General features: G+C 75.5%; 5 protein-coding genes. 1 reads left to right on the top strand and 4 read right to left on the bottom strand.

Translation table 11 applies throughout. From position 1 onward, the window contains the following. The first annotated feature begins 58 nt into the window (after positions 1–58). The gene (locus tag ACIQOW_RS09195) at positions 59–1,054 is read left to right on the top strand and encodes a tellurite resistance/C4-dicarboxylate transporter family protein (RefSeq protein WP_401081652.1); all 996 of its coding nucleotides are present in this window, start codon (positions 59–61) and stop codon (positions 1,052–1,054) included. Positions 1,055–1,202: 148 nt separating this feature from the next. Here ACIQOW_RS09195 and ACIQOW_RS09190 read toward each other — a convergent pair whose 3' ends face one another. The 4 genes from ACIQOW_RS09190 to ACIQOW_RS09175 form a co-directional block, all read right to left on the bottom strand. After that, positions 1,203–1,733: a GNAT family N-acetyltransferase gene (locus ACIQOW_RS09190; protein ID WP_401081649.1), complete on the bottom strand. Its 531-nt coding sequence runs from the start codon at positions 1,731–1,733 to the stop codon at positions 1,203–1,205. A gap of 192 nt (positions 1,734–1,925) precedes the next feature. Further along, positions 1,926–3,425: a condensation domain-containing protein gene (locus ACIQOW_RS09185; protein ID WP_401081646.1), complete on the bottom strand. Its 1,500-nt coding sequence runs from the start codon at positions 3,423–3,425 to the stop codon at positions 1,926–1,928. Further along, positions 3,422–16,609: a MupA/Atu3671 family FMN-dependent luciferase-like monooxygenase gene (locus ACIQOW_RS09180; RefSeq protein ID WP_401081643.1), complete on the bottom strand. Its 13,188-nt coding sequence runs from the start codon at positions 16,607–16,609 to the stop codon at positions 3,422–3,424. Before ACIQOW_RS09180 ends, ACIQOW_RS09185 begins: the two co-directional genes overlap by 4 nt. A 214-nt stretch (positions 16,610–16,823) precedes the next feature. Next, the gene (locus tag ACIQOW_RS09175) at positions 16,824–18,155 is read right to left on the bottom strand and encodes an MFS transporter (protein WP_401081640.1); all 1,332 of its coding nucleotides are present in this window, start codon (positions 18,153–18,155) and stop codon (positions 16,824–16,826) included. Positions 18,156–18,200: the final 45 nt, after the last annotated feature.

The following is an 18,200-nucleotide window of genomic DNA, read 5'->3' as shown; positions in this document are numbered from 1 at the left end:
CGGCGGTACCGGCGTGGCGGCCCTGGCTCCCCGTCAGGAGTTCCGCTCGAATGGGCACATGAACTCTGTGACCAGCCCCCGGGGCACGCGGCAGAACACCCCGAACGGATGGTGGACCACCGTCCCGCCCGCGGCCGGGGCGGCGGTGATGGCCACCGGAATCCTGTCCGTCGGCCTCCACCTGGCCGGGCGCGAGGTGCTCTCCGCCGTCCTGCTGGCCCTCGCCGCCGGCCTCTGGGTGCTGCTCGCAGCGGCCTTCGCCCTGACCCTGCTGAACACCCGCACCGACTGGACGCTCAAGGCCGCGACCCCGCCCGCCCTCACCGCTGTCGCCTCCACCGGCGTCCTCGGCACCCGGATCTCGCTGCTCGGCGAACAGGGCGTCGCCCTCGGGCTGCTCGCCCTCGCCGTCCTGGTCTGGCCGTTCCTGCTGGCCTCCGTGGTGCGCCACTGGGGGCGCGGCATGCCCGGGGCCGTCTTCCTGGTCTGCGTCTCCACCCAGTCGCTCGCCGTCCTGGCCGCCACCGTCGCCGCGGCCGGCGGCCCCGACCGGCTGGCACCCGCCGCGCTCGCCTTCTTCTGCCTCGGCCTCGTGCTCTACCTCGGCGCCCTGGTCCGCTTCGACCTCCGCCAGATCCTCACCGGGGCCGGCGACCAGTGGGTGATCGCCGGGGCACTGTCCATCTCGGCCCTCGCCGCCGGCAAGCTCACCGCCCTGCCGGACTGGACGCCCGGCCTCCGCGGCGCCCTGCGCACCGCCACCTGGGTGCTGCTCGGCCTGGCGCTCGCCGGCTACGCCGTCCTCCTGGCGGCGGAGCTGCGCAGCCCGCGCCCGGCCTACGACGTGCGCCGCTGGGCCACCGTCTTCCCGCTCGGCATGACCGCCGTCGCCGCCCTGGTCGCCGGGACGGCGACGGGGGTCGACTGGCTGGACCCGCTCGGCCGGGTGCTGCTGTGGATCGGGGTGGCCGCCTGGCTGCTGACGGCGGCCGGCTTCCTGGTCGACGCCTCGCACCGGCCCCGGGTGCGCCGCCTGCTGCGCCTGGACCGCTGACCTCTCCGGGGGCCCTCGGCCGTACGCGCCCTTCCCGGACCTGACGATCCGTCATAAACTTGGCCCTCGCCGACGGCGCCGGTGCGCCGGGTGCCGGCCCGGACCGCACCCGGTTCAGCGCCGCATCTGCTTCAGCGCCGCACCCGGTTCAGCGCTGCCACTCCTCGACCAGCAGTCCGAGCACCACCTGGTCCACGAAGCTCCCGTCCGCCCAGGCCGCACCGCGCAACCGGCCCTCGACGGTGAATCCGGCCCGGCCCGCGGCCCGGAGCATCGGGGCGTTGTCCGCGAGCGTCTCCAACTGCACGCGGTGCAGGCCGAGGACCGGGAAGGCGTAGTGGCAGAGCACCCGCAGGACGTCGGGCGCGAACCCGCGGCCCCGGTGGCCGGGCAGCAGGGCGACGCCCAGGTGGGCGCTGCGGTTGTGGCTGTCGATGCCCCACAGGATCGCCTCGCCGGCCAGCTCCCCGGAGGCCGTCTCGACCACGGAGAAGCACGCGGCCTCGTCGGACGGCCCGGTGACCACGTACGGGGAGTGCGCGGAGCCGGGCGGAAGGGGCCGCCAGGGCCGGGAGTCGGCCCGCGAGCGCGTGGCCACGTCGTCGTACAACTCGGACTGGAGCACCGGCAGGTCGGCATCGTGACGGGCCCGGAGGGTGATGAGAGCGCCTTGTAACATGTCACATGTCTACCATCGGCAGTGCGGCCGTGACCACCGGATTTCTCCCGGCCCGGTGCCGCGACGGCCGGGCCGACGGGCAGTCAGGTGGTGCGGGCCCCGGGGTGGGCGCGCTCGCTGCCCGGGCCGTGGGTCGAATCCTGGGCTCGCGGTCCCCGGCGGGCGGCGCACCGCCCGCCGGGGACCGTCGGGTCAGGGCAGCGGGACCCCCAGCTCCCCTGCCAGGTCGGTGGCCAGGGTATCCAGCCAGGACCGGACCGTGCTCTTGTCGAAGAGGTCGGTGTCGTACTCGACCAGGCCCGCGTAGCCGTCGGCTTCGGGGGTGAGGGCGAGGACGAAGTCGCCGCGGGCCGAGGTGCCCGGTATGTCGATGAGTTCGGTGGTCAGCCCGGGGAGGTCCAGGGCGATGGGCGGGGTGCTCTGCACGGCGAGCTGGAACTCCGGGTACGTGGGGGGCAGTTGCACGCCGCGCTCGCGCAGGGAGGGGACCAGCAGGCCGAACGGTACGACGGCGTGGTCGAGGGCGGAAGCGATCGCCCGCCCGGCCCGGTCGACCAGGTCCCCGAACCCGTCGGCATCCTCGGTGCGCACCAGGATCGGCAGGCCGCCGGTGAGCAGGCCGACCACCCCCTCGTCGACCGGCCGGGTGCGGTTGGCGTTGGAGAGCAGGACCAGGGCCTGCGGTGCCCCGCCGATCGAGCAGAGCAGCCGGGCGCACGCGGCCACGATCACGGCGGAGGCGGTGGTGGAGCGGGCGGCGGCGTACTGCCCGATCGCGTCCGCCAGCACCGCGGGGAGCCGCAGTTCGAGGGTGTCGCCGCGCCCGGAGCGCCGCTCGGGGCGCGGCCGGTCGGTGGGCAGGTCCATCGCCAGCGGGTCCTCGCCGAGGGCCTCGACCCAGTGGTCGGTGGCCGCCTCGATGCCGGCCCGGTTGACCACGGTCAGCTGCCAGCAGGCGTAGTCGGTCATCCGCGCAGGCTCTTCCGGCAGCGGCCTTCCGGTGCGGTAGAGCTCCGCCAGGTCGGTCAGCACGGTGGCCATCGACCAGCCGTCGATCGCGATGTGGTGGATCGTCAGCAGCAGCACCCACCCGTCCGCCGACTCCCGCAGCAGACGGGTCCGCACCAGCGGGGGTGCGGCCAGGTCGAACGGGCGGCTGAGCTCGGCTTCGACGGCGCCGGCCACCGCCGCCTCCCGCTCGGCGGGCGGGAGCGCGCTCAGGTCCTCGACCGGGAGGACCACCGGGGTGCTCGGCAGCACGTGCTGGAGCACTCCGAGTTCGGTGTCCAGGATCCGGGTCCGCAGGCTCTCGTGGCGTTCGATCAGCGCCGTCAGCGCGGCGGCCATGCGAGGGGGGTCCAGCTGCCCGCCCACGTTGACCCGGTAGCTGACGTTCCACACCGCGGGGTCGGCCGACCGGGCGTGGGTCCCGGACATCCGCCGCTGCCCCACCGAGGCCGGCGCGGCGGACTCGGCGGCCCCGGCACCCGTCAGGATGGTCAGCAGCCGGTCGCGGTGGGCCCGGACCAGGCCGGCCACCTCCTCGTCCATCGCCCCGGCGGGGGCGAGGTAGGAGAGCCGCTCGCCGGTGGTGCGCAGCACGATCTCGCGTTCGTCGAGCAGCTGGAGGAGCCGCTTCCAGCCCTCGTCCGTCGGGGTCGTGCCGGTGGTGGCGTCGGTGGTGGTGGTCACAGCGTGCCCTCCTCGAACGCCGGGGCCTGCTGCTCGGCGGCGGCCGGCACGTGCGCGGCCATCGCGCGGATGGTCGGGCGGCGGAAGAAGTCCAGGACGCCGATCCGCATCCCGGTCGCCTCGCGGACCCGGTTCAGCAGCTTGGTGGCGGCCAGCGAGTGCCCGCCGAGGTCGAAGAAGGAGGTCTCCACCCCCGCGGGGCGGCCGAGTTCCTCCTCCCAGAGCCGCTGTACGGTGCGCTCCAGCTCGGTGACCGGCGCGGCCTCGGGCTCGTCCGCGCCCAGCGGGCGGGGCTCCGGCATGGCGGCGGTGTCCAGCTTGCCGTGCACGGTGAACGGCAGCGTGTCCACGGCGGCCCAGAGCCCGGGCACCATGTAGTCGGGCAGCAGTTCGGCGAGCCGGTCGCGGACCACGGGCAGGTCGGCGGCCGGGCAGTCGACGTACCCGGCGAGCACGGTGCCCGCCGGGGTCCGGCGTGCCGCCACCGCGGCGGTGCGCACGCCGGGCACGTTGCGCAGCACGGTCTCCACCTCGCCGGGCTCGACCCGGTAGCCGCGGATCTTCACCTGGCGGTCGGCCCGGCCGAGGTACTCCACGGCGCCGTCCGGCCGCCAGCGGCCGAGGTCGCCGGTGCGGTAGCTGCGGCCTTCGGGGGTGTCCGTGAAGACGGCGGCGCTCTCCGCGTCACGGTTGAGGTAGCCGATGCCGACCTGGACGCCCCGGACGTGGATCTCACCGATCGCTCCCGGCGGCACCCGGCGCCCTGCGGCGTCCAGGATGACGACCCGGCTGCCCGGGGTGGGGCGGCCGATCGGCGCGTACTCGGTGGACTCCGGGTCGATCTCGCAGGCCGTCATCGCGTGGGTCTCGGTCGGGCCGTAGTGGTTGAACAGCCGGGAGCCGGGGTTGCGGCGCAGGAACGCCCGGATGCCGGGGTTGACCAGCACCTGCTCGCCGCCCGAGATGAGCTCCCGCAGGTGGGGCGCCGGCTCCTCGCCGAGCGCGTCGACCAGGGCGTTCAGCGGGGTGTACGGCATGTGGACCCGTTCGGCCCTGGTGGCCCGGACCACGGCGGCCAGGGCGGTCACGTCGTAGCGGGTCTCCTCCTCGATCAGCAGCAGGGTGCCGCCGGTGGCGAGCGTGGTCAGGATCTCCTGGACGCTGACGTCGAAGCCGCAGGAGGCGTACTGGAGGGTGCGGGCCGCGTTGTGCCCGGCGATGTTCCAGGCCACGAAGTGGGCCAGGCCGAGCGAGTGCATCAGCACGCCCTTGGGCCGGCCGGTGGACCCTGAGGTGTACAGCAGGTACGCGGGCGCCTGCGCCGAGGGGACGGGCAGCGGGGGCAGGGCGACGGGGCCGGCGTCCGTGGTCGGGACGTCGGTGAGCACCGTCGGGGCGGTCAGGCCGAACTGCGCCGGGTCGGCCTCCGAGGTGGTGAGCACGACGACGGGGTCGCTGTCGGCGGCGATCAGCCGGCAGCGCTCCGGGCCCTGGAGGACGTCGATCGGCACGTGGACGGCGCCGAGCCGCAGGATGGCGAGCAGCGAGGCCACCAGGTCCACCGAGCGGGGCAGCAGCACGGCCACCAGGTCGCCCTCCCGGACGCCGGCCGCCAGCAGCCGGCCGGCCAGTTCCTCGGCCCTGGCCAGCACCGTCCGGTAGTCGGTCTCGGTGCCGTCGGCGGCGACCACCGCGGTCTGGTCGAGTCGCTCGGACGCGGTCGCGGCGACGACGGCCAGCGGGTGCTCGGGGGTCTCGGTCAGGACCGGTTCGCTCTCCAGGGCCTCGTCGGCCTGGTCGGCGGGTACGGCGGTGAGTTCGGCGAGCGGGCGCTCGGGGTCGGCGACGGCGGCGGTCAGCAGCCGCTCGAAGGCGCCGACCAGCCGGTCGACGGTGGCCCGGTCGAACAGCGCCTCGGCGTACTCGACGTGGCAGCGGATGCCGTCGGGCAGGCTGGTCAGGAAGAGCGTCAGGTCGAACGCGGAGCGGTCCGCGACGTGGTCCAGCGGGCGGGCCGTCACCCCGGGCAGGTCCAGCTCGAAGACCGCGTGGTTCTCGAACTCGACCATGACCTGGAAGAGCGGGTTGCGGCTGGTGTCGCGCTGCGGGTTGAGCTCCTGCACCAGGACCTCGAAGGGCAGCTGCTGGTGCTCGTAGGCGTCCAGCGCGGTGGAGCGGACCCGGCCCAGGGCCTCGGCGAAGTCCGGTTCGCCGGACAGGTCCAGGCGCAGCGCCAGCGTGTTGACGAAGAACCCGATCAGGTCCTCGGTGCCCTCGGCCCGGTTGGCCACCGGGGTGCCCACCACGATCTCGTCCTGGCCGGCGTACCGCTGGAGCACGCCGGCGAAGGCGGTCAGCAGCACCATGAACAGGGTGGAGCGCCGCGAGCGGGCCAACTGCCGCAGTCCGTCGGCGAGTTCGGCGGGCAGGTGGTGGACGTAGGCGCGGCCCCGGCCGTCCGGCACCGTGGGGCGCGGCCGGTCGGTGGGCAGGGTCAGCACCGGCAGGTCGCCGCTGAACACCTTGCGCCAGTACGCGAGGCTCTCGTCGTACTCGCCGGCGGCCACCCTGGCCCGCTCCCTGGCGGCCTCGGCGGCCGGTCCGGTGGCCAGCACCGGCAGCCGGGCGGCGCGGTCCTCCCTGGCGGCCTGGTACAGCTCGCCCAGCTCGCGGGTGATCACCTCGGTGGACAGGGTGTCGATCACGATGTGGTGCATCGACAGGACCAGGACGTGCCGGTCGGCCGCCCGCTCCAGCAGCAGGGCCCGGAACAGCGGGCCCTCGGCCAGGTCGAAGCGGTGCTCGCCCTCGGCGGTGACCAGGTCGGCCACCGGGTCCGGCGAGGCGCCGTCGGCCGTGACCCGCTCCAGCACCGGCCCCGCGGGCGGCGCCAGCACCTGCTGGAACGGCTGACCGTCCTGCTCCCGGAAGACGGTGCGCAGCGCGACGTGGCGCTGGATCAGCCCGCGCAGCGCGGTGTCCAGGGCCCGCGGGTCGAGCGGACCGTCCAGGGCGATCGCCTTGATCTCGTTGTACTGTCCGCCGTCGGGCAGCATCCGGTGCAGGAACCACATCCGCTGCTGGGCGTAGGACAGCTGGGCGCCGCGCAGGGTGTCCCGGCGCAGGGCGTCGAGCTGCGGCAGGCCGGACGCCACCAGGTCCGGGGAGAGCCCGAAGTCCACGAAGGCGGCGATCTCGTCGGCGCCGGCCGCCCGCAGCTCGGACAGCACGCCCTGGACGCTCTCGGGCGTGCCGATCAGCGCGCGGGAGGCGCAGTAGCGCTCGTACGCGCGCTCCAGCACGAACTCCAGGTCGTCCTCACGGGCGTTCTCGAAGTCCAGGGTCAGGCCGAGGCTGTTGGCCATCTGCCCGAACAGCGACAGCGAGGAGCGCAGGTAGTGGCAGAACGGCCGGTAGGCCTGCTCGCGCGCGGTGGCCAGGTCGGTGCCCAGGTAGGTGTGGACCAGGACGACCACCCGGCCCGCCTCCGGGTCGAGCCCGTGCTCGGCCCGGGTGCGCCGGTAGATCGCGACGTTCTCGGCCAGCTGCGCGATGTCCTGGGTCATCAGGTTGGTGATGACGCCGAGGTCGTGCCTGGCCGCCTCGCGGAAGCTGTCCGGGTTGCCGACGATCGCGGTGAACATCGGCGGCAGGTCCTGGAGCGGGCGGGGGTGCAGGGTCACCTCGATCGGCTCGCCGTTGCCGTTGCGGCCCTGGTACGGCTCGCCGCGCCACAGCGCCCGGACGGTGTCGATCTGCCGGTGCATCAGCTCCTTGTGGCTGCCGTAGCGGTCGGGGAAGAACAGGAAGTCGTTGGGGTGCCAGCCGCTGGCGCAGCCCAGGCCGACCCGGCCGCCGGACAGGTTGTCGACCACCGACCACTCCTCGGCGACCCGCACCGGGTGGTGCAGCGGCAGCACGGCGCAGCCCGCGTTCAGCCGGATCCGGCTGGTCTCCCGGGCGAGCGCGGCGGCCAGCACCGAGGGGTTGGGGAAGATGCCGCCGAAGGAGTGGAAGTGCCGTTCGGGCAGCCAGACGGAGTGGAAGTCGTGCCGGTCGGCGAACCGGGCGCTCTCCAGGACGATGCGGTACTTCTCGTCCTCGGGGGAGTCCAGCGGGTAGTCGCCGAAGAAGTAGAGGCTGAAGTCGACCGGCCGCTGCGGGTCGCTGACCGGCTGGTACGTGGTCGCGACGGTCTCGGTGCGGACGGCTTCGGCGGTCGCCGGGAGTTCGGCGGCCGGGCGCGGGGCGGGCAGCCGCACGCCGGGGGAGGCCGGGAAGAAGCCGCCGCGCCGCAGGTCGCGCAGCGACTCGCGGACCGCGTCGATCACGAACTCCACGTCGCCGTCGGTGTGGGCGGTGGAGAGGAAGAAGTTGCGCCACTCCCACACGTAGACCCCGCGGGTCAGCAGGTGCGGGAAGAGCAGCTCCATGTCGGCCCTGGGCTCGAACCGGAAGAGCGAGCCGAAGTGGGCCAGCCGCAGCGGGAACTCCTCCTCCTCGAAGAAGCCGTTCAGCGTCGTGGCCAGCATGTCGGTGCGGGCGTTCAGCCGCTCCTGGAGGCCGGGGCCCGCCGCCTTGAGGTGGCGCAGCACCGCGCCCGCGGCGGTCATCGCCAGCGGGTGCTGGATGTAGGTGCCGCCGAAGAAGGTGGTGTCCTTGGGCGGGTAGCTGTCGTCCCCGTAGTCCCAGTGCCCGCCGTCGATCCCGTCCAGGATGTCGGCCCGGCCGGCGATCGCGCCGATCGGGTAGCCACCGCCCAGCACCTTGCCGTAGGTGGACATGTCCGGGGTGACGCCCCAGAAGCCCTCGGCGCCGCGCAGGTGGGGGCGGAAGCCGGTGAGCATCTGGTCGAAGACCAGCACGATGCCGAGCTTGGCGGTGAGTTCGCGCAGCGAGCGGACGAAGTCGGCAGGCTGGCGGCCGGGGTGGCGGCTCTGCACCGGCTCGACCAGGACGGCGGCGATCCGGTCGCCGTGCTCCTCGATGACCTTGAGGCTCTCCGGATCGCCGTACCGCAGCACCAGCAGGTCGGCGACGGCGCTGCCGGGGATGCCGATCGACACCGGGACGGTCTCCCGGTCGGCGCCGCGGCCCAGGGTGCGGCCCAGGGTGTGGTCGAAGTGGCCGTGGTAGGAGCCCTCGAACATGACGATCTTGTCCCGGCCGGTGTACGCGCGGGCCAGCCGGATCGCCCCGGCGTTCGCCTCGGTGCCGGAGTTGGCGAAGGCGACCCGCTCGGTGCCGGTCAGCTCGGCCAGCAGCTCGGCGGCCTCGCCGGTCTCCGGGCCGCGCGGGCCCAGCCGCAGGCCGGAGGACAGGTGCTCGCGGACGGCCTCGTTGACGAACTCGGGCTCGTGGCCGAAGAGCAGCACACCGAAGCCCATGGTGATGTCGACGTACGGGTTGCCGTCGACGTCCTCCAGCCGGGAGCCCCTGGCCTGGCGGGCGGCCAGCGGGTAGAGCATCTCCTTGGTGCCGGAGCGGAAGCCGACCACGGCGCGGCTGTCCGCGAGGGTGCGGCGGTGGCGGCGGGTGATCGCCTTGGAGGCGGAGGTGCGGGCGGTGAAGCGGGCGACCAGCTCGTCCACGTGGGTGCGCTGCTGGTCGGTCAGGCCGCCGGAGGCCATGCCGGACTCGCGGGAGACCGTCACCCGGGGGCCGTGCACCTGCGGGGCGGCCGGGGCCGGAGCGGCGGCGGGCGCCTCGGCGGCGGGGGCGGCGACGGGCGTCGGGGCCGGGGCGGCGGCCTGGACGGCCGCCGGGGGCAGCGCCGCGGGCACCGGGGCCGCGGGGAGGACGGGCGCACCGCCGGCCAGCAGGCCGAGCTGGTCGCGCATCAGGTCGGAGAACTGGCCGAGCAGTGCGAGCTGGCGCTCGATCAGGCCGGTGCCGTCGGTCACCGGCGGGAGCGCGGTGGCGGCCGCCGGGGCGGCGGGCACCGGCAGTACGGGCTGGGGCGCCGGGGCGGGCAGCTGGAGGGCCGGGGCCGGAACCGGGGCCACCGGGGCCACCGGGGTGACCTGGGCGACCGGGACCGGAGCCTGCGCCTCGGCCACGACCGGCACCGGGGCGGGCGCGGCCACGGGCTCGGGGACGGCCACGGGCTCCGGCTCGGCGGCCGGCAGCAGCGTGGCCAGCACCGCCGGCTCCAGCCGGGAGGCGATCAGCCCGGCCAGCCGGGCCGGGGTGTCCGCCGCCTCGAACAGCTCGCGCATCGACACCCGCACCCGGAACGCGCGCTCCAGGTCCCGGATCATGTTGATCATCGAGAGCGAGTCGGCGCCCAGGTCGAAGAACGGCTCGTCCGTCCCGACCGAGTCCTCGTCGAAGCCGAGCTGGTGGGCCGTCTGCTCGACGACCTGCCGCAGGACGGCCTGCTCGGCCAGCTCCTCGGGGCTCGGCCCCGACGTCGGCTCGGCGGCCGGCTCGGCGACCGGCGCTGCGGCCGGATCGTTCTGCTGGGGTGGGTCCTGGCGCATGGCGGGGTCCTCGGGGGTGGTCCTGGCAGGGGCGGTGAACCAGTGGCGGCGGCGTTGGAAGACGGTGGTCGGCAGGGGGACGCGGCGGGCCGGCCCGTCCGGCCAGTCCCGGGCGGCGGCGAAGCCCGCCCAGTCGAGCGGGACGCCGTGCGACCACAGCGCGGCCGCGGCGGCGTCGAACTGCTGCTCCGGCGAGGCGCCGCGCCGGCCGCCGGCGACGAAGTGGCGCTCCGGCAGCTCCCGGCGGCCCATGCCGGTCAGCGTCGGGTGCGGGCCGATCTCCAGGAAGAGCTCGTGGCCGAGCCCGTCCAGGGCGGCGAGCACCTGGTCGAACCTGGCGGTCTCCCGGGTCTGCCGGACGAAGTACTCGGGCGTCGGGACGGTCCCCGGCGCCAGCACCTCGCCGCCGAGGTTGCTGACCAGCGGTACGGCCAGCGGCCGCAGGCGCAGCCGGGCCAGCTGGTCGCGGAAGGGGTCGAGCACCGGGTCGAGCAGGCGGGAGTGGAAGGCCCGGTCGGTGGCCAGCCGCTCGGTGGAGATCCCGTCGGCGGCCAGCACCGCCTCGGCGGCGGCGATCTCGCGCGGCGGGCCGGCCAGCACGCACTGGCCCCGGCCGTTGACCACGGCGAGCTCCACCCCGGGCAGCCGGTCGCCGAGCCCGCTGAGCCGGTCGAGCCCGGCCGAGACGACCGTCATGGCGCCCGGCTCGGTCAGCCGGTGCATCAGCCGGCCGCGCAGCGCGGTCAGGAACATCCCGTCGGCCAGGTCGAGCGCGCCGGCCGCGTGGAAGGCCGCGTACTCCCCGGCGCTGTGCCCGGCGACCGCGGCGGGCCGGATCCCGAGCTCCTGCCAGAGCCGCAGGTAGGCCGCCTGGAGGGCGAACAGGGCGGGCTGCGCCGCCTCGGTGGTCCAGACGTCCTCCGTGCCCTGCGGCGCGGCGTCGAGCAGCAGCGGCAGCAGCGGCTCGCCCCAGGCCTCGCGGTGCAGCCGGTCGCACTCGTCCAGGACGGCGCGGAAGACCGGGAAGGAGCGGTGGAGTTCGGCCGCCATGCCGCGGTACTGGGCGCCCTGGCCGGTGAAGAGCAGCACCGGCAGGACCTCGGCGCGCCCCGTCTCGCGGTGGGCCGCGCCGGCGGTGGGCCGGCCCGCGAGGTAGGCGTCCAGGGCCTTGCGCAGGGCGGCCGGGTCCGGTCCGGTGACGGCCAGCCGGTGGCGCAGCGCGCGCCGGCCGGCGCCGAGGGTGAGCGGCAGGTCGCCGGGGGCGAGGGCGGGTTCGGCGTCGAGGCGGTCGCGGAGCAGGGCGGCCAGCTCGCGCAGGCCGTGCTCGGTGCGGGCCGACAGCGGCAGCACGGTCGGGGCGGGGCGTGAGGCGGGCACCGCCTCCGCGGCGGCCGGGGCCTGCTCCAGCACCAGGTGGGCGTTGGTGCCGCCGACGCCCAGCGCGCTGACCCCGGCCCTGCGCGGGGTGGGCCCGGCGGGCCAGTCCCGGCGTTCGGCGGCGAGCAGGAACGGGCTGTCGGCCAGTTCCAGGGCGGGGTTGGGCCGGCTGAAGTTCACCAGCGGCGGGATGGTGCCGTGCCGCAGTACCAGCAGCGCCTTGATCAGGCCCGCCATCCCGGCGCAGGTGTCCAGGTGGCCGATGTTGGGCTTCACCGAGCCGAGCGAGCAGAACCCGGCGGCCTCGGTCCTGGCGCGGTACGCCTGGGCCAGGCCCCGGAACTCGATCGGGTCGCCTAGCGGGGTGCCGGTGCCGTGTGCCTCGACGTAGCCGATGCTCTCGGCGGGCACGCCCGCCAGGTCCAGGGCCCGGCCGACCACGGCCGCCTGTCCGTCCACGCTGGGCGCGGTGTAGCCGACCTTGCGTCCGCCGTCGTTGTTGACGGCCGACCCGAGGATGACCCCGTGCACGGTGTCGCCGTCCGCGAGTGCCCGGTCCAGGCGCTTGAGCAGGACGGCCGCGACGCCGTTGCCGCCGACGGTGCCGCCGGCCTCGGCGTCGAAGGCCCGGCAGGCGCCGTCGGGGGAGAGGATCGAGCCCTCCTCGTAGCGGTAGCCGGCGGCCTGCGGGACGTGCAGGGCGGCGGCGCCGGCCAGGGCCAGCTCGCAGTCGCCGGCCAGCAGCGACTGCACCGCCAGGTGCACCGCGACCAGCGAGGTGGAGCAGGCCGTCTGCACGCCGATCGCCGGGCCGGTCAGGCCCAGCCGGTACGCGACCCGGGTGGCGGCGAAGTCCGCCTGGTTGCCGATCGCGGTCTGGAGGGCGGCCACCGGTTCGGCCGGGTCGGCGGTGGCGGCCAGGGTGTGCTGGTAGTAGTTGCGCAGCGCGTACAGGGTCATCCCGGTGCCGGCGAAGACCCCGATCCTGCGGTCCGTGTCGGGCGCGTCGTACCCGCCGTCCTCCAGCGCCTGCCGGCAGATCTCCAGCAGCAGGCGCTGCTGCGGGTCCATCAGGGCGGCCTCGGTGCCGCTGATGCCGAACGCCTCGGCGTCGAAGTGGTCGATGCCGGTGAGCGCCCCGGTGACCGGGACGAAGTCCGGGTGGCGGTACTCCTCGGGGCGCAGTCCGGCATCGGCCAGCTCCTCCTCGGTGAACCGGGTGGTGCTGCGGACGCCCTCGACGATGTTCCGCCAGTACTGCTCGGGGGTGTCGGCGCCGGGCAGGCGCAGGGCCAGGCCGACGATCGCCACCCGGCGGTCGTCGCCGGGGCCCGCGGCCGCGGGGGCGAGGGGGGCGGCGGCGGTGACGGGCCCGGCGGCCAGGTACGCGACCAGGGCGTCCACGGTGGGGTGGCGGAACAGCTCGGTGGGCGCGGGGGGTGTCGGCAGCGCGGCGGCGAGGGCTCCGTGCACCCGCATCAACTGGAGGGAGCCGATGCCGAGTTCGGCGAGCGGACGGCCCGGGTCGAGCGGGGTGTCGAGGACCGATTCGAAGGCGTCCAGGACCAGCCTGCGCAGCCCGGGGTCGACGGGGCCGCCGGCCGGTGCGGCGACGGGCCGTACGGCGGGCCCGGTCCCCGGCGCCGTGATGGAAGACGCCGTGATGGAAGACGCCGTGGTGGAAGACGCCGTGGTGGAGGATGCCGACGCGGAAGGTGCGGCGGCGGCGACGACCGGGCGCGGCGCGGTGGCGAGCAGGCGGCGCCGGGCGGCGGGCGAGACCGGGTCGGGCCCGGCGTACCGGTGGCCGGGGGCGCCGGCCAGCAGCAGGGTGGCAATCCGGCGGCCGTGCGCGGCGCTCAGCACCGCGATGCCCCGACCGGCGGCGGCCCGCTCGTTCTCGGTGTCGCGGTTCATGCCGACCCCGGTCCACAGGCCCCAGGAGATCGTCCAGGCCGGAGCGCCGGTCTCCCGGCGCAGCCGTTCGACGGCGCTCTCCAGGTACCGGTTGGCGGCGGCGTACGCGGTGGAGCCGACCGCCTCCTGGATGCCGATCATCGAGGAGAAGGCGACGAGCTGCGCGCCGGGCCGTTGCCGGACCAGCTCGACGAGGTGGTCGGTGCCCTCGGTCTTGGTCCGGACGGCGTCGCGCCAGTCCTCGGTGCCGGTGTCGGAGAGCAGCCCGAGCCGGTAGGCGCCGGCCAGGTGGAGCACGCCGTCCAGCGGCGCCTGCCACTCCCGCTCGGCCTCGGCGACCGCCTCGGCGAGCTGCCGGCTGTCCGTCACATCGGCCTGGCGATAGCTGACCCGGCCGCCCTGGGCGGCCAGCCGGCGCAGTGCGGCGCGGCGCTCGGCCGCCTCGGCGGTCGGGGCGTCCAGGTCGCTGCGGCCGACGATCAGCAGCCGGCAGCCGTGGTCGCGGAGCAGTCCGGGCAGCAGCTCGGCGGCGATCCCGCCGAGGCCGCCGGTGACCAGGTAGCGGGCGCCGGGGCTGAGTACGGAGCAGCCGGCCCCGTCCGGTCCGGGGCCGTTCTCGGCCGGTGCCAGCCGGGGGACCCAGGGGCGGCCGGCACGCCAGGCGCACTCCGGCTCGGGGCGCGGTGCGGCCAGCAGGGCGAGCAGTGCGGCGGCCTGGTCGGCGGCCGGTGCGCCGTCCGGGAGGTCGACGTGCCGGGCCTCGGGCACCAGGTGCTCGGCGCGTGCTCCGGCGGTCAGCGCGGCGGTCAGGGCCGCCCGCGGCCGGGGGAGTTCACCGGGGAGCACGGCGTGCAGTCCGGTGCTGACGGTGACCAGTTCGCGGACGGGCGTCAGGGTCGGGAGCGTCCGCAGCAGGGCGAGCAGCGCCTCGTGGGCCGGGGTGGCCGCCTCGTCGGCGGTCGCGCTCCACAGGTAGACCAGCCGGTCGGCCGTCCGCTCGCCGAGGACTCGCAGCCAGTCCTCGGGGTCGGCGGTCGGCGGCTGGTCCAGCACCGAGGCGTTCGGCAGGGCGGCGGCCAGGGCCCCGGTGAGGGTGCCGGGGCCGGTGGGCCCGAGCAGCAGGATCGATTCCTCGGCCAGTGGGGCCGCCGGGGCCCCGGGAACCGGGCGCGGCTCCCAGGCGAGCTGCCGCACGCAGTCGGGCAGGGTCCTGGAGTTGGCCTCGGCCAGGTCCAACGCCACGATGTGCTCGTCGAGTTCGCCGCCCAGCAGCCGGAGGCGCAGCGCGGTGCGCTGGATCTTGCCGCTGGTGGTGCGTGGGAAGTCGGCCGCCGGGACGGGGAGCACCAGGGCGGGCGCGGGCTGCCGGCGGGCCGCCAGCAGCTGCCGCACCTCGGCGGCGACGGGCGCCGCGGGGGCGTCCGGGTCGGCGGGGACGTAGGCGATCACCAGCTGCTCGGTGCCGGTGCGTTCGTCCGGCACCCCGAAGGCCGCGACGTGCCCGGAGCGCACCCCCGCCACCGAGGCGACCACGTCCTCCAGCTCGTGGCAGAAGTAGTGGACGCCGTTGACGATGATGATCTCCTTGCGACGGCCGGTGAGGATCACCTCGCCGTCGGCCAGGAAGGCCAGGTCCCCGGTGTCGAACCAGTCGTCGCCGACGAAGGCCTCCTGGTTGGCGGCCGGGTTGTTCAGGTAGCCGGGGGTCACCCGGCCCGAGTGCACCTGGAGCCGGCCGACCCAGTGCTCGGGCAGCGCCCGTCCCTCGTCGTCGGCCACCCGCATCCGGGAGCCGGGCGCGGGCCGTCCCATGCTGAGGAAGCCGGTTCCGCGCTCGGCCGAGTCCGGGTCGGCGGGCTCCAGCCGGCCGGTCAGCGAGTCGGTGCGCACCAGGCGGCGGGCGCCGTCCTCGTGGTAGCGCTTGTAGGTGATCACCGTGCAGGTCTCGGCCATGCCCCAGCCGAGCAGCAGGTGTTCGGGGCGGACGCCGAACGGGGCGGTGGTGGCCAGGAACTCGTCCAGCACCGCCTCGGTGCACTGCTCCCCGGCGTTGATCAGCGACTTGAGCGCGGACAGGTCCCAGTGGCGGCCGGGCCCGGCGGCCCTGACCGCCTCGGCGACCAGCCGGAAGCCGAAGTTGGGCGACCAGGAGTGCGCCGCCCGGTGGCGCTCCAGCGCGTCCAGCCAGATCAGCGGGTCGGCGAGCACCAGCTCGGTGGGCACCTGCACCTGGTCGGCGGCCAGCACCACGTCGCGCAGGTGGAACATCAGCAGCCCGGCGACGTGGTCCAGGGGCAGCCAGTTGACGGTGGTGTCGGCCGGGTCGCAGCCGTGGGCGACGGCGCCGGCCACGTACTCCAGGATGCCGCGGTGGGTGATCTGCACCGCCTTGGAGCGTCCGGTGCTGCCGGAGGACAGCTGGAGGATCGCGACGTCGGCGGGGGCGGCGGCGTGCTCCCGGGCGGCGGGCGCCTGGTCGGGGGTGGGTGCCAGGTCGCTCTCGGCGGGCCGGTCGACCGCGATCACCCGCAGGCCGGGCGCCGGGTACAGCTCCCCGAGCCGCCCGAGGCCGTCCACCGCGGGACCGCAGGCGAGTACCGGCGGCTCCTCCAGGGTCTGCCAGGCGGCCCAGAGCTTCTCCAGGACGGGGTTGCGCTCGTGGTAGTCCGGCGGGCGGGCCACCGTGACCGGCTGCATCCCGCCCAGCAGGCAGGCCCACAGGGTCGGGAAGTAGAACTCCGGGTCCGGCAGCTGGAGGATCACCCGGTCCCCGGCCCGCAGCCCGGCGGCGGCCAGGGTGGCCAGGATCTCCCGGGAGCGGGCGAGCAGCAGGCGGTACGTCACACGGGTCGTGCCGCCGTCCGCCCTGACCAGGTGCAGGCCGCGGTCGGGGTGCAGCTCGGCGGCGCGCAGCAGTGCCTCGGGCAGGGTCCGGGGCGCGTCCGGTGCGGGCGCGGGCAGCGGGATGCCGACGGCCTCGACGCCGGGGCCCGCGGGCGCGGCGGCGGGCTGCTCGGGGGCGGCTCCGGGCGGTGCCGACGCCTCCCCGAACGGCCGCCAGTGCTCGGTGAGTTCGCTCAGGTGGCGGAGGGCGGGGCCGGGGCCGGCGGGCGGCCGGGCGAGCGCGGCGGCCAGGGCGGCCGGGTCGGGCTCGCCCTCGGGGGTGCGGACGATGCCGTCCAGGAGGTGCAGCTCGGCGCTCGGGTCGGCGTCCAGCAGCACGGCGGCGGCCCGGCGGCGCAGGGCCTCGGGATCGCCGTCGGCGGCGGGCACCAGGTAGGCGAGCAGGCCGGGACGGCCGCTGTCGCGGTGGAGGGGCAGCAGCGCGCAGTCGGCGATCTCGGGATGGAGCAGCAGCCGGGCTTCCAGGGCGCGCAGCCGGCCGTGGTCGGGACCGGTGGGGCTCATGAGGTTCGGCACCTTTCGGATCGGTGCAGGGGCGCGGGAGAGGGCCGCCCCGGGGCAGGGAGGTGGGAGCGGAGGGGTGTCGTGTACGGCGCGGGGGTACCGCGAAGTGGTGCGGGCCGTTCGGTGACTCGGGCGGTGACTCGGGCGGTGACTTGTTCGGTGACTCGTTCGGAACGGGGGCGGCCGGACGCGGTGGCGTCCGGTGCCGGGCCGTTCAGTCGGACGCGGTGGCGTTCGGCGCCGGGGAGCCCAGGGAGCGGCGGGTCCGGGCGATCAGCACCAGGAAGGCGAGCGCCAGCACGATCGGGACGGCGTGCGAGACGCCGACCACGGTGAGCGGGCTGAGCAGCGCCAGCAGCGATCCGCTCAGCAGCATCCCGGTGCCCATGCCGACGTTCTCGGCGGAGGTGAGGATGCCGAAGGCCTGGCCGCGCCGGTCGTCGGTCAGGGCCTGGATGCGGGTGGTGTACGAGATCTCGGTGAAGCCGTCGCCGAGTCCGGCGCAGATCGCGACCAGCAGGAAGAGCGGCAGCGGGAGGTCGGTGAAGACCAGGATGAAGGAGGCGGACATCAGGATGGTGCCCAGCGCGAAGCCGCGTTCGCCGGGCTCGATGCCCCGGCGCAGCATGAGCCGGGTGACCAGCTGCTGGGCGCTCAGGTTGCCGATCGCCCAGGTGGCCCAGAAGGTGCCGAGCAGGGCGGCCGGGTTGCCGGGGGAGGACTCGTTGGCGAAGACCGGCAGGCTGATGTTGTGGGCGGCCGAGCCGAAGGCGTCCAGCAGCCTGATTCCGGCCATGGCGCCCACCACGGGCGCGGCCCGCAGGACGACCAGGGCCTGCCACCGTTGTCCGAAACGCTTCGGCGCGGCCGCGGGCCCTTCCGGCTTGGCCGCGGATCCGTCCGGTTCCGCGACCTCGGCGGGCGCGGCCCGGGTGGGCAGCGGCAGCCGGATCACCAGCGCCGCGTACAGCACGAAGCTGGTCGCGTCGATGAGCAGCGCCGCGCGGAACCCGGACCAGGCCACCACCACGCCGGCGGAGGCGAAGCCCATCACCATCGCGGTCGAACGGCAGGTCGCCATCAGGCTGTTGGCGTGGGCCCGGCGTCCGGAGCCGACCATCTCGGGGATGCTGGTCCGCAGCGCGACGGCGTTCACCGCGGCCGCGCCGCCGAGGACCAGGGCGAGCGGGTAGAGCACCGGGATGCGCGCCGAGGTGGGGGCGAGGGCCACCACGACCAGCGCCACCGCCTGGGCCAGGGAGCATGCCGTCATCAGCCGCCGGCGCTCCAGCCGGGACACCAGGCGCCCGGCGACCAGCCCGCCGCTGAAGCCGCCGGTCAGCCGCAGGACCAGGAACCCGGCGGTGCCGAGCGCGTTTCCCGAGGCCTCGTACGCGAACAGGCTCAGGGCGACCATGTTGAGCTGGCTCCCGTAGGTGGACAGGGCATCGCCCGCCGCCAGCCGGTAGAACACCCGGGGGAGCTTGTTCTCGACCCGGTGCGGTGCTTCAACTGTGGTGTCCTGCACCGTCAATCCCCTCGGCACGCTGTCATGGCAGTTCCGTGTGATATTGCGCCGAAATGTAGAGGG

The organism is Kitasatospora sp. NPDC091335, assembly GCF_044757205.1.
Taxonomy (GTDB): Bacteria; Actinomycetota; Actinomycetes; order Streptomycetales; family Streptomycetaceae; genus Kitasatospora.
The sequence above is the reverse complement of the archived record's forward strand: the minus strand, read 5'-3'. Positions and strand labels throughout refer to the sequence as shown.